This is a genomic window from Kitasatospora sp. NPDC059817 (assembly GCF_042731835.1).
Classification (GTDB): Bacteria; Actinomycetota; Actinomycetes; order Streptomycetales; family Streptomycetaceae; genus Kitasatospora.
The window spans coordinates 1-22,541 of the sequence record NZ_JBHWIR010000062.1 but is presented as its reverse complement, the minus strand read 5'-3'; the positions used below and the strand labels follow the sequence as shown (position 1 = coordinate 22,541).

General features: G+C 69.3%; 22 protein-coding genes. 14 read left to right on the top strand and 8 right to left on the bottom strand.

Annotated elements, in window-relative coordinates; genetic code table 11:
* The first annotated feature begins 72 nt into the window (after positions 1 to 72).
* Complete coding sequence (locus ACFV61_RS15980) at positions 73 to 312, top strand: helix-turn-helix domain-containing protein (RefSeq protein ID WP_380492153.1); 240 nt, start codon at positions 73 to 75, stop codon at positions 310 to 312.
* A gap of 62 nt (positions 313 to 374) precedes the next feature.
* Here the strand turns inward: ACFV61_RS15980 and ACFV61_RS15975 are convergent, their stop codons facing one another.
* Together ACFV61_RS15975 and ACFV61_RS15970 are read right to left on the bottom strand one after the other, a co-directional pair.
* A complete protein-coding gene (locus ACFV61_RS15975; RefSeq protein ID WP_380492151.1) occupies positions 375 to 1,292 on the bottom strand; it encodes a hypothetical protein in 918 nt (305 codons plus the stop codon).
* A gap of 126 nt (positions 1,293 to 1,418) precedes the next feature.
* Positions 1,419 to 2,039 carry a hypothetical protein gene (locus ACFV61_RS15970; RefSeq protein ID WP_380492149.1) on the bottom strand — a complete coding sequence of 207 codons (621 nt, stop codon included), beginning with the start codon at positions 2,037 to 2,039 and terminating at the stop codon, positions 1,419 to 1,421.
* Between the two features lie 207 nt (positions 2,040 to 2,246).
* On the opposite strand from ACFV61_RS15970, the gene ACFV61_RS15965 reads away from it, so the two are divergent.
* From ACFV61_RS15965 to ACFV61_RS15955, 3 genes are all read left to right on the top strand, one after another.
* Complete coding sequence (locus tag ACFV61_RS15965; RefSeq protein WP_380492147.1) at positions 2,247 to 3,425, top strand: hypothetical protein; 1,179 nt, start codon at positions 2,247 to 2,249, stop codon at positions 3,423 to 3,425.
* A gap of 396 nt (positions 3,426 to 3,821) precedes the next feature.
* Positions 3,822 to 5,789 carry a hypothetical protein gene (locus tag ACFV61_RS15960; RefSeq protein ID WP_380492145.1) on the top strand — a complete coding sequence of 656 codons (1,968 nt, stop codon included), beginning with the start codon at positions 3,822 to 3,824 and terminating at the stop codon, positions 5,787 to 5,789.
* Entirely contained in the window at positions 5,789 to 6,202 is a 414-nt protein-coding gene (locus tag ACFV61_RS15955; RefSeq protein WP_380492143.1) for a hypothetical protein, read from the top strand. Before ACFV61_RS15960 ends, ACFV61_RS15955 begins: the two co-directional genes overlap by 1 nt.
* A 142-nt stretch (positions 6,203 to 6,344) precedes the next feature.
* Here ACFV61_RS15955 and ACFV61_RS15950 read toward each other — a convergent pair whose 3' ends face one another.
* Complete coding sequence (locus ACFV61_RS15950; protein WP_380492141.1) at positions 6,345 to 7,691, bottom strand: transcriptional regulator; 1,347 nt, start codon at positions 7,689 to 7,691, stop codon at positions 6,345 to 6,347.
* 160 nt (positions 7,692 to 7,851) lie between these two features.
* On the opposite strand from ACFV61_RS15950, the gene ACFV61_RS15945 reads away from it, so the two are divergent.
* The 8 genes from ACFV61_RS15945 (at position 7,852) to ACFV61_RS15910 (ending at position 15,405) form a co-directional block, all read left to right on the top strand.
* Positions 7,852 to 8,058: a hypothetical protein gene (locus tag ACFV61_RS15945; RefSeq protein WP_380492139.1), complete on the top strand. Its 207-nt coding sequence runs from the start codon at positions 7,852 to 7,854 to the stop codon at positions 8,056 to 8,058.
* 95 nt (positions 8,059 to 8,153) lie between these two features.
* Positions 8,154 to 9,173, top strand: a complete 1,020-nt coding sequence (locus tag ACFV61_RS15940; RefSeq protein ID WP_380492169.1) for a UDP-glucuronic acid decarboxylase family protein — start codon at positions 8,154 to 8,156, stop codon at positions 9,171 to 9,173.
* Positions 9,170 to 10,048, top strand: coding sequence for a glycosyltransferase family 8 protein (locus ACFV61_RS15935; protein ID WP_380492137.1), 879 nt, complete (start codon positions 9,170 to 9,172; stop codon positions 10,046 to 10,048). Before ACFV61_RS15940 ends, ACFV61_RS15935 begins: the two co-directional genes overlap by 4 nt.
* Positions 10,045 to 11,601, top strand: coding sequence for a glycosyltransferase (locus tag ACFV61_RS15930; protein WP_380492136.1), 1,557 nt, complete (start codon positions 10,045 to 10,047; stop codon positions 11,599 to 11,601). Before ACFV61_RS15935 ends, ACFV61_RS15930 begins: the two co-directional genes overlap by 4 nt.
* Positions 11,598 to 12,245: an AAA family ATPase gene (locus tag ACFV61_RS15925; protein WP_380492134.1), complete on the top strand. Its 648-nt coding sequence runs from the start codon at positions 11,598 to 11,600 to the stop codon at positions 12,243 to 12,245. The genes ACFV61_RS15930 and ACFV61_RS15925 overlap by 4 nt, the downstream gene beginning before the upstream one ends.
* The gene (locus tag ACFV61_RS15920; RefSeq protein WP_380492132.1) at positions 12,242 to 13,210 is read left to right on the top strand and encodes a Gfo/Idh/MocA family protein; all 969 of its coding nucleotides are present in this window, start codon (positions 12,242 to 12,244) and stop codon (positions 13,208 to 13,210) included. The genes ACFV61_RS15925 and ACFV61_RS15920 overlap by 4 nt, the downstream gene beginning before the upstream one ends.
* Positions 13,197 to 14,165 (top strand): phosphotransferase family protein, encoded by a 969-nt coding sequence (locus tag ACFV61_RS15915; protein ID WP_380492130.1) that lies wholly within the window; start codon positions 13,197 to 13,199, stop codon positions 14,163 to 14,165. The genes ACFV61_RS15920 and ACFV61_RS15915 overlap by 14 nt, the downstream gene beginning before the upstream one ends.
* A 31-nt stretch (positions 14,166 to 14,196) precedes the next feature.
* Positions 14,197 to 15,405 carry a DegT/DnrJ/EryC1/StrS family aminotransferase gene (locus tag ACFV61_RS15910; RefSeq protein WP_380492128.1) on the top strand — a complete coding sequence of 403 codons (1,209 nt, stop codon included), beginning with the start codon at positions 14,197 to 14,199 and terminating at the stop codon, positions 15,403 to 15,405.
* Here the strand turns inward: ACFV61_RS15910 and ACFV61_RS15905 are convergent.
* From ACFV61_RS15905 to ACFV61_RS15890, 4 genes are all read right to left on the bottom strand, one after another.
* Complete coding sequence (locus ACFV61_RS15905) at positions 15,395 to 16,456, bottom strand: homoserine kinase (RefSeq protein ID WP_380492126.1); 1,062 nt, start codon at positions 16,454 to 16,456, stop codon at positions 15,395 to 15,397. The genes ACFV61_RS15910 and ACFV61_RS15905 overlap by 11 nt on opposite strands.
* Positions 16,457 to 16,615: 159 nt before the next feature.
* On the bottom strand, positions 16,616 to 17,404 hold the full coding sequence (locus ACFV61_RS15900; protein WP_380492125.1) for a restriction endonuclease: 789 nt from the start codon (positions 17,402 to 17,404) through the stop codon (positions 16,616 to 16,618).
* Positions 17,401 to 18,069, bottom strand: a complete 669-nt coding sequence (locus tag ACFV61_RS15895) for a restriction endonuclease (RefSeq protein ID WP_380492123.1) — start codon at positions 18,067 to 18,069, stop codon at positions 17,401 to 17,403. The genes ACFV61_RS15900 and ACFV61_RS15895 overlap by 4 nt, the downstream gene beginning before the upstream one ends.
* On the bottom strand, positions 18,069 to 18,272 hold the full coding sequence (locus ACFV61_RS15890; RefSeq protein WP_380492121.1) for a hypothetical protein: 204 nt from the start codon (positions 18,270 to 18,272) through the stop codon (positions 18,069 to 18,071). Before ACFV61_RS15890 ends, ACFV61_RS15895 begins: the two co-directional genes overlap by 1 nt.
* Before the next feature lie 944 nt (positions 18,273 to 19,216).
* Here ACFV61_RS15890 and ACFV61_RS15885 point away from each other — a divergent pair.
* Both ACFV61_RS15885 and ACFV61_RS15880 read left to right on the top strand, forming a co-directional pair.
* Complete coding sequence (locus ACFV61_RS15885) at positions 19,217 to 20,512, top strand: HNH endonuclease (RefSeq protein WP_380492119.1); 1,296 nt, start codon at positions 19,217 to 19,219, stop codon at positions 20,510 to 20,512.
* Between the two features lie 63 nt (positions 20,513 to 20,575).
* Entirely contained in the window at positions 20,576 to 21,688 is a 1,113-nt protein-coding gene (locus tag ACFV61_RS15880; RefSeq protein ID WP_380492117.1) for a TniQ family protein, read from the top strand.
* Here the strand turns inward: ACFV61_RS15880 and ACFV61_RS15875 are convergent.
* Complete coding sequence (locus tag ACFV61_RS15875; RefSeq protein ID WP_380492115.1) at positions 21,655 to 22,476, bottom strand: TniQ family protein; 822 nt, start codon at positions 22,474 to 22,476, stop codon at positions 21,655 to 21,657. The two genes, ACFV61_RS15880 and ACFV61_RS15875, sit on opposite strands and share 34 nt — an antisense overlap.
* Between the last annotated feature and the right edge of the window lie 65 nt (positions 22,477 to 22,541).

Here is a 22,541-nt window from a genome sequence, read left to right as displayed (position 1 = left end):
CCTCCCCAAGGCGCAATAAATTGATCTTGTAGGAGACTTCCTACACATCGGACTGTACTACGGTTACTGCCCGTGGCGAATAGCGATTCAGATCCGGGCATCCCGGCCCAGCGCGTCCTCTTCGGGCGCCGCCTGCGGGCGCTTCGCGAGAGGCGGGGGCTGACTCAGACCGCCGTGGCGGCAGCGGCCGGCATGGACCGGTCCTTCTATATCGACCTGGAAACCGCTCGGCACAGCGTCTCGGTGGACCGCATCCCGGCCCTGGCGAAGGCACTGGGCGTCGAGCCCCACGAGCTGTTCACCGAGGACTGAGCAGCCCTCGGAGGCGGAAGGGGGTGCAGTCTTCACTCGCCGGGGGTTCGGCACCCGGCCGGTCAGAAGGCGTCGTGGTGTCCAAGAAGGTTGCCGGTGATGGGTCCGTCGTCGACTACCTCCTTGAGGTCTTCGACCTTGCACCTCATGGTGGACGGGATACCAGCGATCCCGATCTCCTCTTCACCCGCAAGCCGGAGACCGCACAATCCGCACAGCAGTTCCTCCGCAGCCAGCTCCATCTCGTACAACAGTGCCGCGTTTGCGGCCTTCAGGAACAGGGTGGCGGCTTCGGTGCCGCAGGCCGGACACCTGGTGAGGGTCCGGAAGCGCACGCCGGTCGGGCTCCGGTCGATGACCACGAGTCCCGTCTCGCTGATGGTCTTGGCCACGCTCTCGACCGCCTCCTCGGGCAGCCTTCCGAAGCGGGTCTCCATCCTGAACCGGGCCTGGTCCATGCGGAGATGGACGGCCTTCTGAACCCGGTCGAACCGGTCGTCCAGCGTCACCTGGACGGCACCAGACCACGACCCCCAGAACGCGGCCCGGTCCTCGCTGGCGTGGTCGAGGAGCTTGCAGATCGTCTCCACGAACGGGGCCAGGTAGTCCTCGCCGCTGCTGGTGCCGAGGTGCGCGACGCCGTTCCGCAGCTCGATCAGCCCGTCCAGTTCCGCCGACCTCGGCAGAACGCCGATCTTCCGCAGCCGGGTGATTGCCACGGCCGCCCCGATGGTGTGGAACCTCTGCGGCGGAGTGGTCATCGCTCCGGCGAAGTGCAGCAGCATGTCGTCGTTGCCCTTCACCTCCGACAGCAGCGTCGGATGCACCTGCACCAGCGCGGCCTTGGCCAGGCGCTCGACGCTGACTCCCGCTTCCAAGAGGAAGACCTCGGTCTGGCCTTCCGCGTGCGCGTCCATGGCGAGGTGTGCGAAATCCCTGGCGCCGGACAACAGGCTCTCGAACGTGATCGGCGATCCCATGCCACGACGGTACCGACGGCGGCCGCGCGTCCGCAGGTGGTTTCAGGCCTCCAGGAACGGCTGCTGCTGGAGCCTGGTTGGCGCGTCGGGGGGCGTTGGAGTGCTGCTTGGAGCCGGTTCTGCTGGCTACCGAGGCGAGAGAGGCGGTTTGGTCATGTACATCTTGATCACGGAAGCCGGCACCCGAATCGGCTCGTAGGGTGCGATTTCGTCAGCGATTACCTGGGCCAGCTCGTCGATCGTCCGCACCACGTACCTGGGCGGGGTGATCCAGATTCGAGGGGTGGCGTCCCGGTCGTCGCTGTTGTGGATGATCTGGGCGTAGAAGTGCCCGAGGCCCTCTTCCCAGCCCCAGGTGCTGTAGTACTCCCAGCCCGGCATTGCGAAGTCGTGGAGTCCGCCGACGTTCTCCTCCGTGACCGGCTGGGGGATCGGCGAGTGCTTGTCGGTGTACGACGGCCCGTAGACAATCTCCCAGGTCCCGTCGGAATGCTCGAGTACGTCCATCTTCACGTGCTGCTTGAGCTGGCGGAGTTGCTGGCGGAACTCCTCCGCGGTGAACCCGGTCTGGGCCGCGAGTGCCGGCAGGTCGGTCTCGGTGATGTCCAGGCCCATGATCTCGGGGATCTCGTGGCCCCACATGCTGGTGGTGGGTTCGGTGTGCTGGGCCAGTACCAGCAGCACCCGCTTGGAGAGCGGGTCGGCGACGGCCAACTGGTGCACGTACTTGATGGCCTGGTCGCTCACTCGAACTCCCGTTTCTTTGCTCCTGGTTGGCATGCCGGGCGGTAGACGGATCACGCTACCGCGACGACTGGCCGGCTGGCGGCCGTTCCCCCGGAGCGGCCGTTCGCGGCGTCGGAGTCGAGACGAAGGTGGCCGGGCTTTGCGGAGCATCCCGTAGATCTAGGCAGAAGCCTGACGCAGTGCCAAGCCGACTGCGATGATCGGCGGATGCGTCCACTCCTAACCCTTGTCGGGCTTGCTGTCGTGTGCTGGATCGCGGACATCGCCAAGCCGACGGTCCTGCGGTGGTGGGAGCGGCTGGTGCTCGGCCCGGTGCGACGTCTGCGGGACCGACTGGTGGCAGAGCCCGTGAACGAGATAGTGCTCAGCGCGGGCCGCGTTCTGCCCTACGTCGTGGAAGACCGGGTGCCGGACATCCGGCCCGGCTTGGTCGGTACGGCGATACGCCGGTGCTTCGAGCAGGTCGTCAACGCCCTACCGATCTATGCCGTCGCCGTGATTATCCTGGTGAGGGTGGACGGCCAGAGCGTCATCGACGCCGTCCGGCACGCCGTGGAGGAGGCGAGTCATCCCACTGCGGCCCACGCTGTGCATGATCCGCTCAGCTCGCTGTTGCTCGGGATCGTCTCGGTGCCGGTCGTCATCGGCAAGAAGCTCCCCGTCCTGCTGTCGGAGCACGGCGCCGTCAAGCTCGTTCCGCTGCTGCTGGCCGGCGCTCTGGTCTTCGTTGTCCTGAGGAGGCTCATGCCCATGGGTGTGGCCGATTCCCTCCGGGGGGAGCCTGGTCACCCAGCCCTGGATCGCGGGCGCAACTCGGTGAACTGGTCGGGAGTTGCCGTCCTCGTCGCCACCGCGACCCGGTGCGCGCGTGTTCATCTGCAATGGAGCGCGGAGCCGTCGCTGGACGCGCTTCCCCGGGTCTCGCTCAGAGCGGCGGAGCGGGAGATCCGAAAGGCATTCCAAGCTCGCGGGTACCGGCTGAGGCGGCACCAGCGACGGGTGGCGAAGGCGCATGCGGCGAAGGTGATCGGTGCGTTGCGGGCGGATGAGGCGCGGGTGCTGTCGGAGCCTGCTGCGGCGTTTCAGGACCTCGCGGTCAAGCTGATGACGATTGCGAACAGGTATGCGGAGGGACGATGCGCCGCGCTCCTGGAGGAGGAGGATCTCGGGGCGGAGCCGGTCGTGGACCGGCCGTTCCTGCGCTGGCTGGGTGTTGCCGGTGGTGGTCTCGGCGTAGTTGTCGCCGTGACGTACTCGGGACTGCCGACCAGCTTGACCGGGCCCGTCGTCACTGTGGGAATCGCAACGCTGTTCCTCGCGCTGTTCCGCGGCAGCCAGCTGACCGACGCGGCTCAGGCGGCGAGCATGTTCCGCGCCAGCGCGTGACAGGCACGGCATGCAACCCCACGCAGCCTCTGACAGTTCGTTGGGCGAAATCGTGCAGGCCACGAAGACCAAATCGGAAAGACCGTCAACTTCTGTGCTGAGCACACTTGGAAGGCTGTACGCTCTTCCCATCGCCGCCGCCGAGAGCGGTCTGCTGCGCAGCTGGTAGACACCGCGGTATCCACCAGCAAGACCCGAGTGCGCCGCCTGCACGTCACGGGGCGGGTACCCGGATTCCGCCTGCAGGTCACCGAAGCGACGCCGGGTCAGCCCAGCGACGGACCGCGGTCCTTGCCCAGGCAGGCACGGGTGCGTTGCGCTCCATGGCGCTCTGCTCGCGTACGCCGATGACCGGCCGCGAGCCAGCCTCGCGCCGGCCCAGCCGATTGAGGCTCAGTGAGCATCACCAGCTTCCCCGACGAGCCCGACGACATCGACGCCGTCGATCTCATCGACATCCGCACCGGCGACCGCTCGTCACCGTTCGAGCACCGTGTCGAGCCGGTCAGCAAGACCATCAAGGCGATCAAGTACCTCGAGAAGCAGCGTCCCGACGTCCAGATTTCCGAGGCCGCCATCCAGCGGATCGCGTACGGCGCGGTCGAGCCTGGCCTCCTCGACGGCGCCCGCCTGGACCGCCACCGCGTCGAGACCGGATGGCTGGTCGCACTCAACTACCGCGCGTACACGCTGATGCTGTCCCCCGCGATCGAGAACGACAGGTTGCTTGACGAAGCGCACTACGCTGCTGACCCGGGCACCAGCGAGAGCCAGCGGGTCCTCACCATGCCCACTGCTCACGGCACCGACGCCACCCTCGTCTACGCCGACCCGATGGAGGACCTCCTCACTGCCATCGACCGTGCGTCCAAGCGCGTCAGGGAGAGCAACCCCCAGGAGGTCGGCCGGCGCATCGTCGAGCGGCCGCTTACCGCCGTCCCCGTCTCCTTCCTCAACGCCGGGCACTACCCCGACGACGACCTGAGCATCGTCGACGGCAACAGCCGCTGGGCCTCCTGCACCGCCAACCTCAAGGTCCAGGCCAGCCAGATCAGCCCCGCCACCGCCAAGGACCTGGTCCCGCTGCTCCCGTCCCACCTCATGCGGCGCACCCTCAGCCAGCGGCGGGACCTCGTCCGGGAGATCGTCAAGAACGCCCACCGCGACTTCACCGAGGCATCCGGCACGAGCAAGACTGCCCGCGCCAAGCGGGACCGCGCCGCCGAGCTACTCAACGCGATGACCGTCCCGGTGCAGGTCATCGTCGGCTACATCGACGATAAGCCGAGTATGGGCATGCAGCGCTTCCCCGCCGCAGTCCGCTCGCTGCTGATGCGCATGAACGTTGGCGTGAAGCCCTTCGAGGAGTCCTCCAAAAGCGGCGTCACCGCCGAAGAGATCGTCACCGCGCTGTTCGATGCCGGCGAGCTTGGCGACGATGCCCCGGCCGTGAAGGACGTCCTCCTCGGCCGGACCGACGTCACCGACGCCATGAAGACCCTCGGGCTTAACCCGGCCTTCCGTGACCTGAGGTTCGCTTTCGTCGTCCAGCAGCTCACCCGCAAGGAGCGGAGGCTGAACGCGATCATGGCCGCGAAGCTCGACAAGAGTCGCCTCGTGATCTCCCACCGCAGCGGCCCCGCCGCCGAACTCGGCTTGCGCTCCTACTCCAGCCTCCCCAAGGAGACCATGGCGTCCGTGCGCACCGCGGTGGAGAAGAACATCCTCTGGAAGGACTTGGCCGACCACGAGTGGACTGTCGAGAACATCGACTCGGACGAGGCCGTGGACGACCTCCTCGCGCGCGCCGACACCGGTGACATCCCCGCCCGGCTCCTCCTCGGCGTGATCGCCATGGTCAACCTCGTCACCAGCGGGAACCTGCTCGCCGCCGGTGGCACCGCCGAGCAGATCGTGGGCGGCATCAAGGTCATGCGCACCCCCGTCGGCACGGTCATCGAGGCCGTGCTCGGCAGGAAGGAGGGGCCGCAGGTGCTCGCTGACGCGATCAAGCGGATCAGGGCCGGCCTGCGCCCGCGCTGGTGGGCCCACGGCCAACTCGTAGAGCAGGAAGACTGGAAGGGCAGCGACTTCAACGCCCACCTCCGCCTCGTCGCCAGCCATGGGTTCGACCCCGAGTACTACCAGAACGAGCCCACCGCCACCGAGCTTGAGGACGAGGCTCTCACCGGTTTTCAGTCGTCCCTGGCCACGACGGTCGCCAACCTCGACCACCTGATCTTCCTGCGCAAGGAGCACGGCACCACCGCCGATCTGCCCTGGGTCCTCGTCGAGCCGACCTTCAAGAACATCAACTCCTTGGGCAAGAAGCTCGGAAAGATCTCCGAGGACGAGCCGAGCTGATGACCGACACCACCTGGCCGGGCGTCGTGGGCATCACCGACGACCGGTACGCCATGCTCGCTCGACTCGCGGGCCAGTGGCTCGCCGAGCTGCAGCCGGAACCGATCCCCATCGGGGAGGACTCCGGGTATGAGAACAAGGCCATCTACATCGTGGCCAACCGCCGCGGCAACGCCTGCTACTGCGGCAAAACCGCGCCCACCCGAGCCCTGAGCCGGGGCGCCGCCGCGACCCGGCTCAGCCAGCATGTCAACCGCAGCACCTCGAAGAGGGAGGAGTGGGCCGAGTACTGGGTGATCCCACTGCGGGACAGTACCCCCGACCACGTCGTCTCCGCCCTGGAGAGGACCGTGGCCGCCCGCCTTGGCATCCCGCTTGTGCACCGAAAGCGCATGCCGCTCCAGCGCACCTGACCCCCGGCTGGCCGAAACCACGGTCGGCACCGTAAACGCACGTGGGCCCCGCACCGGAAGGACGGCGCCGGGGCCCACGTGCTGCGAGGCATAGCTGGGCCTCAGGGACAGAACCGGGCGATCTCCCTATGGTCCGCGCGAGTCACGCTGCCATGACGGGAAGCGCGCGCAGCCGCTCGCGGAACTCGGCGACGGCAGGCTCGCCATGGTGGGGCTTGAGGTAGCCGTCGAACTTGGTGAGGCGGCTGACTGCGCGTACGGAGTGGACCTGGGTTTCGAGGAGGTTGAGTCCGCGGTTGGCGGCGTCGAGGGCTCCGTCGAGGTCCTTGCCGGCGAGGCGGGCGGTGGCGAGGCGGCCGGCACGGACAGCCTGGTCGCGGGGGACCGCGTGGTCGATGGAGGAGGCCAGTGCGCTGGTGGCCCGGTCGACCTGGCCCGCGCGGAGCATGATCTTGCCCTCGGTGGAGCTTAGCTGGGCGTCTCCGTACCAGGAGAGCCAGCTCGGGAGCTGGTCGCCGCCGTTCCTGGCCCACAGGTCGTGGGCGCGGTTGAGGGCGGAGCCGGCCTTCTGGTGCTGGCCGTCGCGGGACAGGCTCTCGGCGTGGTGGAGTTCGAGGTAGCTGCGGACGCCAGGCTGCATCGTCGCGGGGGTGTTGGCCAGCGCGGTCTCGACCTGGGCGACGCGCTCGGCAGGGTTGCCGCTATCGGAGAGGTGGACGCCCATCTCGGCGAGCAGGAAGCCGCCGAGGGCGTCGTCGCCGATGGTCTTGGCGGCGCGCAGAGCGCCGAGGTAGTACTGCTGGCCAGCTGAGCGCAGGCCGCTGTCGTAGGCCATCCATCCGGCGATGTAGTTGACCTGGGCGGCCAGACCGAGCAGGCGGGCTTCGACGGCTTCGGTGTGGCGGCCGTGCTTGAGCAGGGTCGTGATGATGGCGAGGTCACCGCGGGCCTGCTCGATGAGGCGGGCGCCGCCCATCTGCGCGTCCAGGGTCTGGAGCGTGGCGACGCGGGCTTCGAGGGTGTCGACCATTGAGTCCGTCACCTGGTCGCCCCCGAGGGCGGAGGCGAACGCGGGCGAGGCGGAGGCCCAGCTCGCGGCGACGGTGGCCATGGCGGCCCCGGTGATGGTGAGAAAGCCCCGCCGATCCATATGCCCACTCCTGACCAGTTCCACCAGTACGTCCACGGTACCGGCCTTTGTCCACGGCGCCGTGATGCCGGTCACCTCCCAGACCGGGAGCCACCTGGGCCACGGATTGGCAACCAGCGTACGGGGATTGACGCTGAGAAGGTCAGCCAGAACGAACTGCGCGTCGGGCTCGGGTTCCTGGCCTTGCTCCCACTTCCACACCAGCGTCCGATTGGTCGCCAGGTGGATCTTCAACGCGGCGCCGTGGTCGCACATCAGGCGCGCGAACTGGATCTTTCCCCAGCCGCGTAACCGCATCAGGTGGGTGAGCGGGTGGACTGCCAGAACGTCTGAGCTCATCTCAACCCCCGGCGATTCATAACCTGTTGGTGAGCGTACTGCTACCCGCTGTGGCGCGGGCCGCATCGAGCAGAAACCCCCCAGAAACGTTCCGAGTTGCGCTGCGGCACGGCGACGCTGTACCGCAGCCCGGCCCCGGAGGCCGGCGAGGGGAGGAGCCATGGGGGCAGTCGAGAGGCCGCATCAGGGCAGGCATCGCGGCGCACGCCGCGACCCGGTGGGGACCGCGCTCACCGTGCTGTGGGGCCTTGGCCACGTCGTCACGCTCGCGCTGCTTGGGAGCACCGCCGACCACCAGCTCAGTACCGATCACCCGGTCGTGGCACCGCCCGCACGGTCCCTTCCCGATCACGACCCGGACGTCTGAAGCGCTGGCCCACGCTGCCGCGACGGCCCTTCGTGAACCCCGCTACCCCGACGACCTGGAGGACACGCACCGTGCCACGCCTGCAAGCACCACCGATTCTCCCGCGCGATCCGGCGGCCTCGGCCGAACACGGCGTCTTCGCCCGCCGCACCGCGGTCGTCACCGGTGCCGCCGGGTTCATCGGCTCGCACCTGTGTGAGCGGCTGCTGGACCTCGGGGCCGAGGTGGTCGGCGTCGACAACCTGCTGACCGGCGGCCTCGACAACCTCTCGCACCTGCGCTCGGCCGGCAGCTTCCGATTCCAGACCGACGATGTGACCAGGCCCTTCAAGGTGGCCGGTCCGGTGGACTTCGTCTTCCACCTCGCCTCGCCCGCCTCGCCGCTGGACTACGCCCGCCACCCGCTGGCCACCTTGAAGGTCGGTGCGATGGGCACGCTCAACGCCCTGGAGCTCGCCGACGCCAAGCACGCCCGGTTCCTGCTCGCCTCGACCTCCGAGGTGTACGGCGACCCGCTCGTGCACCCGCAGCCCGAGCAGTACTGGGGCAACGTCAACCCGGTCGGGCCCCGAAGCGTCTATGACGAGGCCAAGCGGTACGCCGAGGCCCTGACCTCCTGCTTCCAGCGCTCCGGCGGCACCCGCACCCGGATCGTGCGGATCTTCAACACCTACGGGCCGAGGATGCGTGCCGACGACGGCCGCGCGGTGCCGGCCTTCATCCAGCAGGCACTGGCGGGAGAGCCGATCACCGTGGCTGGCGACGGCAGCCAGACCCGCTCGCTGTGCTTCGTGGCCGACACCGTCGAGGGCCTGCTCGCCGCAGCCACAGCAGACCACCCCGGCCCGCTGAACCTCGGCAACCCGCACGAGATCACCATGCTGCAACTCGCCGAAGAGATCCGGACCATGACCGGCTCCGTCTCCGCCGTCACCTTCATTCCGCTGCCCGCCGACGACCCCAAGCGCCGCTGCCCCGACATCGCCGCCGCCCGCGCCCACCTCGGCTGGGAGCCCACCACCCACCTGCGCGACGGCCTGCGCCAGACCCTCGACTGGGCCCAGCAGCACTTCCCCCGCCAGACCGCCGCCTCCACCGGAAGGAGCGCCTCGTGAACACCGCCTCACGCCCGCTGCCCGCGATCGTCTGCGGAGTCGACGACGGATACGCCCGCCCGCTGCGGACGCTGATGCACTCGATCGCCGCCGCTCACCCGGGCACCGTCGGTGAGCTTCGCCTGATCGTCCTCGACCAGCAGATCAGCGAGGCCAACCGGAAGGCGATCCTGCGCGACGCCGACCGCATCGGTCTCGCCACCGAGCTGCGGCCGGCGCCGGTGACCGACCCGCGTTACCCCGTCTCCGACTGGGTCAGCGGCGCTGTGTACGTGCGCCTGGCCATCCCGGAGGTCATCCTCGACGAGCACCGGGTGCTGTACCTGGACGCCGACACCGTGGTGCTCGGCGACCTCCGGCCGCTGCTGCGGCAGTCCCTCGACGGGCGTCCGGTCGGCGCGGTGCGCGACCCGCAGAACCCGGTCATCGGTCGCGGCATCCAGCTGCCCGGCTGGGAGAAGCTCGGCGTCCCGTACGGCCGGGACTACTTCAACAGCGGCGTCATGCTCATCGACCTCGACCGGTGCCAGCGGCTCGGCGTCTTCGAACGCTCCCGGCAGTTCCTGTCCGAGCACCCGGACAAGGTCCGCTTCTGGGACCAGGATGCCCTGAACTGGGCCGTCGACGACAACTGGCAGCGGTTGGACCGGCGGTGGAACACCTTCGCCATGTCGCCGCAGGCCGCCCAGTCCGGCTTCGTCCACTACGCCGAGGCGGACAGCCCGCTCGCCCAGCTGCTGGAGGACGAGACGACCGCCGCCCTCGTGCACTTCGCCGGTCCCGATAAGCCCTGGCAGGACACCTATCCGGCCGGCGAACTCCGTGACACCTACCGCCTGTTCCACGACTACGTCGCCGACGGCGGTACCGAGTGAACACTCAAGTGCGCAAGCCGCTGCGGCGGAGCGCCACCTGGTGGATCGCCGCCGCTGTGGCCGCGCGCAACGTCAACGGACTGCGGCACATCCGCCGGACGCTGACCTGGGCCGACCAGCCCGTGCAGGCCGGGAACCGGAGGGCGGTGGAGCCGATGGTGCTGCACGTCGTCGTCCCGGTGCTGCGGGAGCAACAGCAGATCACCGCCGCTCTGGCCTGGTTCGTCCCGCTCCTGCGCGACCTCCCCGGCTCGACGCTGACCCTGGTGACCACAGCCCGCGAGGAAGCCGAGCGCCAGCACCTGGCCGCCCGGCTGGCGGGGGCGACGGCGGCCGACCTCACGGTCGAGCGCTTCCCGCAGCTGACCGGCGACGAGCTGGCCGCCCTCGGCAAGGCCCTGACCAGCACCGGTGAGGGCACACTGACCGATGCCGTGGCTGTCGAGGTGCTGTCCGGCTTCCCCACCACGGCGGACGTCGTCACGGCGGAACTCGCACGGCTGCCGCAGTCCGACCCGCTGGTCCGGCACGTCCACTACCGGGGCGACGGGCGCAAGGCGGCGCAGGTCAACGCCGCCCTCGAACAACTCGCCATCGCCGACGCGGACCAGGAGTACATCGCCGTCTACGACGTGGACTCCCGCCCGAGCCGCGAACTGCTGGAGCGGACCGCCGAGTTCCTGGCCCGCCGCCGGGCCGCCGACGGTGAACTCCCGTGCGTCGTTCAGCAGTCCGCCCGCTTCGCCACCCAGCGTGCGGCCGGCGCCTGGTGGGAGCGGAGCCTTTGCCGAGGCGCCGCCCGCGCTCAGACCCTGTGGACCCTCCGCCGAGAGATCCCCAACCTCCGCCAGCACGCCGACGCCGCCCGCCGCCCGCACACCGGCCCCGGCCTGCCGGGGCTGGCCCAGACCGTCGGCCATGGCCTGCTCGTTCGCATGGACGTCCTCCGGAAGGTCGGCGGTCTGCCGACCTTCACGGTGCTCGACGACGTCGCCTTCGGCTACCGGCTCACCCTGGACGGCATCCCGGTGGACAGCCTGCCCTTCACCACCACCGTGCCGGCGGCCGAATACCTGAGCGAGCTGCTGGCGCAGAGCGAGCGCTGGTTCCAGAGCTACCTCGACTACCCGAAGTGTGCCGCCCGCTGGCACGCCGAAGGCCACGGCAGCCGCCGCGACCACGCGGCGGCCCTGACCATCGGCGTCTACCGGGGCATGGCGTGGCTGCTGGTCTCGCCCGCGACGGCCGCCTGCCTGGCCCTCGCGCTCGGCCCGCGCACGCGCCTGCCCGTCCGGGCGGCGGCTGCGACGGCACTGTGGGCGGCCACCGTCGCACCGGTCCGTGCTCTCGCCGCGGCCGAGGGCCAGCAGCTGGCCGCACGGGAGACCGCCGTACGGAGCGCGGAGACGTTGGCCGGGCTCCTGCTCAAGAGCATCGGCCCGCTGACGGGCCTCGGCCGCTGGGCGGTCACCGGTACCCGCCACACCGCGCTCGCCCCCAAGAGCAACCGCCGCACCACCCCATCCACCACCACGGACAGGGAGTTCGCGTGATCCTCGGCATCGAGGGCGTCAGCTGCGTCGGCAAGACCACGCTGGCCGCCCAGCTCGCACCCCACCTGAACCGGCCCGCCATCATCCCCTGCTACTACCACGCCAGCCCCGACCCCACCCGGCTGCCAGCCCCCGAGCCGTTCACGGCAGAGCACCAACTAGCCAACATCGCCCAGTTCCTGGACGTCGAGGACCTGCGGCTCGCCCGGGCCAGGCAAGCCATCGCTGAGGGCCGGGACGTGATCCTCGACCGCACCATGGACACCCTCCTCGCTCACGCCCACGCCGTCGGCCGGATGCACGGCTTCGACTGCGACGACCAGGCCCGACGCCTGGTCACCACCCGGCCGGTGGCGATACCCGACCTGACGATCGTGCTCACCGCCGACCCGGACGTGCTCGCCAGCCGGGCCCGCCTGCGCAAGGGCATGCCGACGATCTTCTACGACCGTCACTTCAGCGAGCACTTCAACGCATACCTCGCCCACCCGCTCGCCCCGGTCGTCGCCCAGCTCGACGCCGCCGACTGCGGCTCGCCCGACGACCTCACCGCCCGCGCTCTCGACCACGTCCACCGCCACCAGGCCACCCAGCACCGCCCCAGCCCGACCCTGGGGCCGCACCCGCTCGAGGAGGCGTCGTGAAGGCCGCGATCATCGGCTGCGGCGCCATCGCCAGCCGCTGGGTCCGCTCCCTGCTCGCCGACGGCCGCATCGAGATCACCGCCCTCATCGACCCCGACCAGCGGGCGGCACGGGTGCTCGCCGCCCGATACGGGCTTAGCCCGGCCGTCGCCGCGACGCTTCCCGAGGCGCTCACCCGGGCCGAGGCCGACGTCGTCGTCAACCTCACACCGCCCGAACTCCACTACCCCGTCAGCCGCTCGGCGCTCGCCCAGGGCCTGCACGTCCTGACCGAGAAGCCGCTGGCCCTGAACCTGCCCGACGCCCTCGACCTCGTCCACCTCGCCAAGGAGCGCGGCCTGCTGCTGGCCGTCATGCACAACCGAGGCGCCGACCCGGACTTCCTCGCCTTCGCCGACACGGTCCGCTCCGGCGGACATTCGCCCTTCGCCATCACCGCTGACACCCTGGTCACCCTGCCCGGCCCGGGCTTCCGCAGCGGCCAGCACCTGCCCGTCACCACGGACCTCGCCGTCCACGCGTTCGACCAGGTCCGCGCGCTGATCACCGCGCCGCCCACCGAAGTGACCTGCACCGAGACGGCGACAGGTTTCCTCGCGGCCCACAGCTCGATCGCCGCGATCACCGTCCACTTCGCCGACGGCTCCCTGTTCACCTACCGAGGCGGGTACATCGTCGACCCGGCTCTTCGGACCAACGCGGGCGGCGACTGGCGGGTGGAGGGCCGGGGCTTCGCCGCCCGGTGGGCTCCGGACCCCCACCGGGCGGGGAACGCGCCCGAGGCCGGGCCGCCGGCCTACCAGCGGTGCATCACCGCCATGGTCGACGCCCTCCACCACGATGGCCGCCTGCCGGTGCCTGCCGCCGACAACCTCGCCTCCATCGCCCTGCTGGACGCCGCCCTGGCTTCCGCCGCCCACCGCCGTCCCGTCCCCGTGCCGGAGGTGCCCGATGCCTGCCCCTGAGACCGTGATCAGCCACCCGCACCCGCTGCTGGTCGACGCGCTCGCCGCAGCGGGCTTCGACGCCACCGACGCACACTTCACCCCGCTCAAGGCCGGCACCGACAGCCTCCCCTTCGTGGCCACCACCCGCGACGGGCACCAGCTGGTCGTCAAGGTCCGCCGCGCGGGCAGCCGCTCGCGCTACCCGACCGCCGCCTGGGCCTCGGCCCACATGCGCGAAGCCGGTATCCCGGCCGCCGAGATCCTCTGGCACAGCCGGGAAGCCTGCGTGGAGACCCGCTGCCCTGGCCGCCCAATCGAAGCTGAGCCGCCCACGCCACAGGACCTGGAAGCGGCGAGGTGCGCGGGCGAGGTGCTCCGGCGCCTGCACACCATTGAGGTCGGCAGCTTCGGCCAGCTCGACGGCCACGGCATCGGCCAGCACGCCACCATCCAGGGCTGGTTCCTCAGCCTCGCGCCCCGCAACCTCCCGAGCATCGACGGCCTCGACCTGCCCCAGTTGCTGCAACGGACCCGCTTCATCCTCGACGTCGGATCGGGCCGCCTGCCCCGCAGCACGCCCCGGCTCCTGCACGGCGACTGGGTCGGCCGGCACCTGTTCACCGACGGCTGGCAGATCACCGGCGTCGTCGACCTGGAGAGCGTGCGCGGCGGCGACCCGCTGGCCGAACTCGCCGGCTGGTCCCTGCGCGAACCGGCCCCAATGACCGAGGCCCTGCTCGACGGCTACTTCGACGGCCCGATCCCCGCCGACCGCCTGCTGCCGTTGGTCCTGTTCCGCCTTCGCATCGCCTACTCGCTGCTGCACTTCCACGCCTCCTGTGACGAGCCCGACATGGTCCGGCTGCGGGCCGCCCAACTCCAGGCCGACCTCGACGACCTCGACCACGGCCACCTCGCCGCCATTCCCCGCATCACCCCCGACGCCGACTCCGACGCGCGCCGCCGCCCGTAACCCCGCCCAGCTCCTGCCCGGAAGGACACCCGTGAACGACCCCTCCGTCACCCTCCCGTTCCCCCGCGAGCCCAAGTACGGGCAGGCCGAGAAGGACGCCGTCCTCAAGCTCCTCGACGACGGCCACCTCTCCGAGATCAACCGGGGCCCAGCCACCAACGCCCTCGAAGCCGCCTTCACCCGCCTCACCGGCACCCGCCACGCGCTGTCGTTCAACTCCGGCACTGCCTCCCTGCACGCCGCCCTCCACGCGGTCGGTGCCAGCCCGGAGGCTGGCGTCGCCGTCTCCCCGATGACCTGGGTCTCCGCCATCACCGCCGTCTTCCAGGCCGGCAGCTACCCTGTCTTCTGCGACACCGAGCCCGACAGTCCGAACATCGCCGCCACCGCCGTCGCCGAGGCCGCCGACGCCTGCTCCGCGGTCCTCGCTACCCACACCTGGGGCATCCCCGCTCGCATGGACCAGCTCGCCAAGGCCACCGGTCTGCCGATCGTCGAGGACTGCTCGCACGCCCACGGTGCCCTCTACCAGGGCCGCGCGGTCGGCTCCTGGGGTGCGGCCGGCTGCTTCAGCCTCCAGGAGTCCAAAGCCGTCTCCGGCGGCGAGGGCGGCGTCCTGACCACCACGGACCGCGAGGTCTACGAGCGGGCCCTCACCCTCGGCCACCACCCCGCCCGCCTGGCCGCCGAGCTCACCCTCCCTGAGCTGAAGCCGTTATCCACCACCGGGGCCGCCTACAAGTACCGGATGCCCGCCCTGTCCGCCGTCATCGCCCGCCAGCAACTGCGATCACTGCCCGACCGGATGCTGGCCGCCGAACAGAACCTCGCCACCCTCCGCAAGGTGCTGGAGGAGTGCGACGCGCCCGTCACCTGGCCCTCGATCGGCGAGCTGTCGGTGCGCGGCTGGTACGGCACCCCGCTGACAGCCAGCGTCCGCGTGCCGGACCCGGCCGAGCTGAGCAAGCGGTTCAAGGCCGCCGGCATCCCCGTCCGCCACCTGTACGAGGACTGGACACAGGCGCCACTCCTCCAGCGCCCCGAGCTGGCCGCGCGCTTCTGGCCGCACGTGGCCCGAAGCCCCTACCGGCCGCCGACCAGCGAGGAGCTGCCCAACTTCCACAAGGCGATGCGGCAGATGATCGTCCTCAAGGTGCCGCAGATCCTGGCCCCGGACTACATGGAGCAGGTCGGCGAGACCCTCGCCGCCGTGCTGGTCCGCACGCTGGTCACGGCATAGCCGCGAACGCCTCTTGCACGTCCTCGCGCCGCTCCGTCCACCAGGCCAGGAAGCGCTCGGCGGGCAGGAACAGGTGGTCGCAGGAGTGATCGTCGCGGTCGTAGTGGAAGACCAGCTGCCAGTAGTCCGACATGCGCTTCCACCACAGTCGCTCCACCGCGTCCGCGAGGGCCGGCACCGGGATCGGCACCACCGACCGGTAGCCGGCCACGAACGCGGCGGTCCGCTCCAGGTCGAGGAAGCCGTCCTCACCGCCGAACTGCACCGTGGCGGTGCGGGCGACCTCCTCGCCGAACGGGCGCACTCGGATGCGGTCCCAGTCGATCACCCCGGCAATCTTGCCGTCCCGCCACAGGACGTTGCGGTGTTGCACGTCACCGTGCGTCCAGCCCACCGGGCCAGCCGCCACCTCGGTGCGGGGGTGCCAGTGGGCGTACTTGTCGAGCAGCACCTTGCGCTCGCCCAGCGCCTGGGCCGCCTCGGCGTCGAAGGCTGTCGGGCTGTCCAGGGCGTTGATCAGCGCAAGGAAGCGGTCCGCTTCGGCGCGCGCCCAATACGGGGTGGTCACCGGGGCTGCCGGGGGCTCCGATGCCGGCGGCAGCAGGCGGGCGGTTCGCTCGTCGTTCAGGCTCGAGTGGATCTGGCCGAGCTGGACGCCGAGGTCGCCGGCCAGGTCCAGGGTGAGCTCAGTCCCCGGTTGATGGCCGCCTTCCAGCCAGGGGATCAGGCAGTAGCCGCGGCCGGCGACCTCCGCCACGGTCTCCCCAGAGGAGGTGGCCATCGGCCGTCCGACCGGGACTCCGTCGTCGGCCAGCTCCGACAGGACCGCGAGGTTGCGGCGGGCGAGCGGCAGCGGCACGTCCATGATCCGCTTCAACGCGAACGCGCCCTCGGCCGTCTCCAGCCGCCAGTTGCCGTTCATCAGGCCGTTGGGCAGGAAGCGGCACGCCTGGACCTCACCGAGCCCGAAGGACTCGCCGAGGACCACCAGGTCCTCCTCGATCTTGCTGTAGTGCGAGCCACACGAGGCGTTGTCCATCGCTTCCGTCACCCAATGCAGGCTAGCGGAGCACGGAGCCCAGCGAGACCGGTTCGGCCCACCGCCCGCCCGGTCGAGCGCAGACCGGCACGGGCTCTCAACCCACCGGGTGGCCCCCGGCTGTGCGGGGCAGTCGCGGGCCCGCTCCGGGGTTGGGGCGGGGTGGGCCTCTCACTTGCGGCGGGCCTTCTTGTGGTCGGGGTCGGAGGGGTGGCGCTTGGGCGCGGGGAGGTTGTCGATCAGGTCCCACAGCAGTCCGCCGCCAGCCGCCCACGTCTCCAGCAGGTGCCGGTCGACGAGATGGATGCGGTGGGTCTTGCCCCACGGGATTGCCTTGGAGGAGAAGCCTCCGTTGGTGACGATGAGGGCGAACGTGGCGCCGTGGACGGGTTGGGCGGTGCCTTTGACCTGCTGGAGGACCGGGACGCCGATCTTCTTTCCGGCGGCGCCGTCACGCCGGTGTTTGACCTGGACGGCCCAGATCCGCCCGTCCGGGTCCACGGCCCGCACGTCGCAGGCGTCGTCCCCGCCGCCGCCGGTCCGCTCTGCTCGGAAGCCGTCGCGGCGCATCAGGTCTCGCACCGCGTACTCGAACCTGCGGTAGTGGAGGGCGTCGAGTTGCGCGAGGGAGTACTTCAGCCCGGTACGACGGAGCCGCTCCTCCCACTTCTGGCGGCCCTCCCGCCGGTAGCCCCACACCGCGAAGAGGAAGCACGCCGGCCCCAGCACGGTGGTGGACGGCCACCAGATGCTGTCCAGCCAGTGGCCGAGCACCACGATTCCGGCGATCAGGGCCAACCCGCCCAGCACCGCGGTGGCCACCATCGCCACCTCCGGCCAGCCCCACGTGTCGTCCGGGGCTGGTTCGCCGGACGATCCCGTGGTCGCGCCCGGCGGCAAGCTGTCCAGCGTGTCGTCCACCGACTCTGCGGCGAGCACCGAGGTCCTGGCGATCGTCATGCCGCCGCCCTGAGCCGACCGCGCCGGGACAGGTGCAGGAGGTCGGGCAGGGCGGTGCCGCCCTCGGCCCAGCGTCGCAGGGCCTCGCGGTCCACCCAGTAGATGCCGTGCTTGTCGCCCCATGCCTTGGCGTCGCGGGTGAAGGAGCCGTTGGTGACGACCACCGCGACATCGGCCCGGTGCACGGGCTGGGCGGTGCCCTTGACCTGGTACATCACCTGCGAGCCGACCTTGCCGCCGACTTTGGTGTGCTTGGCCTGCACGACGATCCGGCCCCACCTGGCGTCCTGGCCGATCACGTCGGCGGCCTGGTCACCCTGCTGGCCGACCTGCCGGGCCTCGATCCCGTCGCGCAGGAGCAGGTCGCGCAGGGCAAATTCGAACTGCTTGTCGTTCATCGCGTCGAGCTGGGCAAGGCTGAGCCGCAGCGAGGCCAGCCGCTCGCGGCGCGCGGCCGCACCCACGCGCCGAATCCACCACCAGGCCGCAAGGCCCACCGCGCTGAGGGCGGCCAGGACCACGAGCAGGGGCAGGCCGTCGGTGACCACCCACCGCAGGCCCTGCGCAGCCCACGACACTACGACCAGCGCGATAACGACGGCGGCGGCGCGTTCGGCCGCAGTACGCGGTGCCCGCAGCCCGAGCCGGCGGAGCTTTCGGCGCATCAGTGGCCCGCCGCCGGGGCGGAGGCCGGGGCGGTGGTGCCAGGGCTGGTGTTCGTGGTCGTCGCCGAGCCGCCGCCCTGCCCGTACAGCCACAGGCCGCCGACGACGAGCGCCGCGATCAGCCAGCCGCTGGTCTTGTTGATCCTCGGCCGCGGCTTGCGGCGGATGTGACCCTTCACGTAGGTGTATCCCTCGGGCACCATGCGATTCCCTCCCACAACGGCGCTCCGCCCAGCGCGGCCCGCCCCCGGAGAATTGGTGTAGCAGCGGGCTCCGACAAAACCTGACGGATCGCCAACAATGATCATCGGGTCCAGCGTTAACCAGCCACTGGCCCGCCTGCCAGGGGTTTAGCCCCAGGGCAGGGTGCTGACCAGTGCCGATACCCCGGCATGCCGAGGCTGCTCGGCACCGCTGCGGCACCACGCCACCACTGGCACCGGGGTCTGCGGAACGTCGATTGCCTGCGGAGCGACGCGAATCGGGCCTGCGGCTCTCGCAGGCACCTCGGTCGGCGTAGATGGCGCGTTCACGGCGGCGCACGCCAGCGTATGGTTGTCGCGCGCTTGCGCAGGCAACTGCCTGTTGCGGCGGGCGTCGTAGCCGCCTCATGGTTCTCGGTGAGGGTCGAGAGCGACCTGTTCGAAGCTCTTTACTGCCTTAAGCGTCGGCCGTCGGCAGCGGACTCGACGTCCGCCGAGGTGAGTTTGGCGAGTGGGCGCTCGACTGAAGCACCGGCCACGACCGCGACGGCGGCGATGCCTGGCGGGCCCGACACGCGCTGCGCCGCGAGATGGTCGACTCCGCCGCAGCCTCTCCCTCGACCCTGGCCACCTCTTCAACCGTGGAACGACGCGAGGACTGGACGCCCCGGATCACCATCACCGGCCTGCGGCCCAGGCCCAACGCCCCAGCATCCGATCCTGTGCGACGCGTCGGCATCGTATCCGGCCGAGGCTGCCCGGGCGCCGCCCCCGGGCTGGCGTTCATCACCGAGGAGCCGCGGCGGTTTCCAACCAGCCCCACCTGGGACGCACCGCAGCAGGGCGGCATTCCGAGGAGTTCCTATTCTGATTGGGGTTCATGTCCGCCTGCTGAGCTAACGTCAGCGCCCACGCAGAGCCCACCACCGCGAGAGAAGAGCTACATGGCCGTCGGCAAGCGTCTCCGGTTCGAAATCCTCCGCCGTGACAACCACACGTGCCGCTACTGCGGAGCCACGGCCCCCGACGTGAAGCTGGCAGTCGACCACGTCACCCCCACCGCCCTCGGTGGAAGCGACAGTCCGGAGAACCTCATCGCCGCATGCGAGCCCTGCAACAGCGGCAAGTCCTCAGTCCCCGCTGACGCGGCCATCGTCGCCGACGTGGCCCAGGACGCCCTGCGCTGGGCGGCAGCGCTCAAGCAAGCCGCCGCCGAACTCGAAGCGCAGGAAGCGCCCAGGCTTGCCTACAGGAAGGCGTTCCAGCAGGCATGGGAAACGTGGACTTACGAGAGCAGCGGCCAGCGCTTGTCAACCCCGCTCGACGAGAACTGGCGCACCAGTATCGAGCGCTTCCGGGTAGCCGGCCTGCCTGTATCGGTGTGGCCCGACATCGTCGAGACGGCCATGACGAACCCTATGGTCAAGCTGCCCAACGTTTTCAAGTACGTGTGCGGCATCGCGTGGCGCATGATCGACGGACTTCAGGAGCGTGCCAAGGCCATCGTCAGCGCCGAGGACAAGGTGGCCTCTGAAGGCGATGAACGCGACCCGATTGCCGAAGCAGCCGTTGACGTATGGGTCAACGAGTGGCCAGGCAGCATACGCAACGACCAGGGCCGGACCTTCTCGGCCAGTGTCGCGCGATGCCGCGAAGACGGCGGTGAGGAGCCTCATCGGCTCCTGCAGGGAGCGCAGTTCGCCGCCTGGTTCCATCTCACCGACGTCACCGAGGCCCTTGCAGCATTCGACCGTAGTGAGGTGCTCGAGGCCTGGTCGATGTCCTGGCTGATCAAGGCGGGCGAGTACCCGCCTACCGATCTGGTCGACCGGGTCAAGGACCAGTGTGACGAGCTGCTGAACGAAGGCGTGTACGTCGTTCGCGTCCTGCGGGCCGCCGTCTATGCAGGTGCGCATCGCTCCTCGAACCTCTACTTCGGCCTCGGCGAGGCAGAATTGGCGATCACCAAGAAGCCGGCGTTCTTCACCCGCATGTGCGAGATCTGGGCCGAGGCGTTCTTCTCCACTGCGACGCGGTGGCCGAGCCGAGACGAGGTCGGGGCCTTTCAGGACGGGGTGCTTCGCGCAGGCCGGGAGTGCGAGTTCGCGGTTCAAGACCTGTTTACAGCCGCTGCTTGGGCGGGCGCGTACCAGGACTCTGACATCAAGACCTGCCTGCCGTACTACGGCTCGACTCTGGAAGCGGCCAGTCGATTTCCCCCCGGCGTGAGCGGTAGCTGATGCCCTGGAGCCGATGTCGATCTGCGTCCAGCCCGCCGCTAAGACACGGGGAGAACGGTCACCATGCCGCAGGAGATGACGTCGACGGTGCCTCGGCGGTTGGCCTCGGTGCCGCTGCCGTTGGCAGGCGAATCACTGCATAGCTGGGTTGAGCACATAGCGGCAACCTATGAAATCGGTCGCAGGCATGCCATGTCACTGCTCGGTCTGGAAGTGGAAAACAGTGCCGGCAGACGCCTTGCCTATCGCACTATCCAGCTCACCACCGCCCAAGCAGCCAACGTGAGCGCCGCCACCGGTCTGACCCTCGATGAGGTTTTCGCGATGACGCTCAGCCCCTTGCATGTCGATGACAAGGGTCAGCGGATGCCGGACCTGTGGATCAACGCAGGAGGCAGGAACAGCTTCCGCTCCACTAAGGTACTGGGAGGAGTCTGCCCGAAGTGCCTGTATGAGAAGGACAACCGGTGGCCTCTGCTCTGGTACAGGAGATGGTCGGTGATCTGCCTGGAACATTCCTGCTACTTGGTGCGCGAATGCACTGGCTGTGACGCGCCGATCCAGCCCTGGAGATTCCGGGACAGGAGTCCGGGTTTGTGTACAGGGCCGATGCCGGTGAGCCCGAGCCTCCGGCGGCCTGCCGCTGTCGAACGCACCGGCACCCTCTGGTGCGGAAAGCCATTGAAGGAGCTTCCGGTGCTTCGCACCCGTGACCGAGTCCTGTTGGAGATCCAAGCGTGGCTCAACACCTTGCCACTCGTCGATGGCCCAGGGCAGGAATGCGACCGGGCCGCAGAGAACGACTTCAACGTCCTACTCAAACTGGTCTCGTGGCATGCTGAGTCCCGCCACCTTGCCGGGGCCGATAAGACAGTCCGTGAGGGCTTCCCCGCGCGAACCCGGTCCAGGAAGGCCACCAACTCCTTCCCTGGCCTTGGGATGGCCGGCATGGTCCGGATAGCGGGACAGTTGGCCATTTGTGAGGACATGGACGAGGCGACGCGATGGCTTCTGGGCAATGAGGAAGTGGATTCACCACGGTCGTACCCCGATCATCCGTGGGACGACAACGACATCTGGCTCTTCCTCTTGGGGAGCCAGCGTCTCCAGCCGATCTTGAAGCTTTCGCTGGGGCCGATTTCTTATGACAAACTTACCTGGCGCCGGGATCTCTGACCGGGTCGGCAGATCTGGCAGTTTGGTTGCGCATGATTCAGGAAGGCCAGCCGCGAGAAAACTTGGAATTCTCCTGCACTGCCTCTATGATCGACCTGATTCGCTCGCCTGAGTGGACAGGTGGCCGAGTGATCCAGGAACGGCGAAGCGGTCGAACGGCAGGATCTGCCGGATGCTTTCTGAGATCGGCTAGTGAAAGGGTCGTCTGCGAAGACGATCTGGGATGCCACACGCAAACACCCGGTGAGAACCAGCAATCCAGGGTGGAATCGATCCCTCTCCATCATGAGCCTCCCGTGTTTCACGAAGTATCTTCGGGAAAAAGAAGAAAAGGCGTCATGTATTACTGGATCGGCGCCGTCCAGATGCGCGGGAGTCGCTAGGAACAAGGCCATCACGGCGATTTCCGAGAGATCTTGGAAGTCGGCACGGGCTCGGTCGCGTGAAGCCTCGCTGTCGGCCTGGAGGTGCTCGAGGAGCAGCTTCTGGAGTCGAATCAGCTCGGGATCCCGCAGTGGTGGCGCTTCTGCGTTCCGGAAGCGCCCAGGACAGCGAAGAGCCGGGTCGGCTCCACGCTCCCGAGCAGCACGGCCACAGACCCCTCGTGCGAGGCTGACTTCGGCGGGCCGCACCTTCATGCGGCACGTCGAACAGATGGTAATCAGATAGCGCCTGTGAACGAGGCAGCAGAACACCCAGGGCAGTGACCAGGCCAAGGGCCACCTTCCATCGTCGGCGGCAACGCACTCTGGGCAGAAGCTGTCGTCGACGGGTGAAATTAGGGCCACGGACGGCGCATCAAAAGCGGGCCACTGCGTGATCTCTTGAACATCCTGACTTCACTGGTATGGGA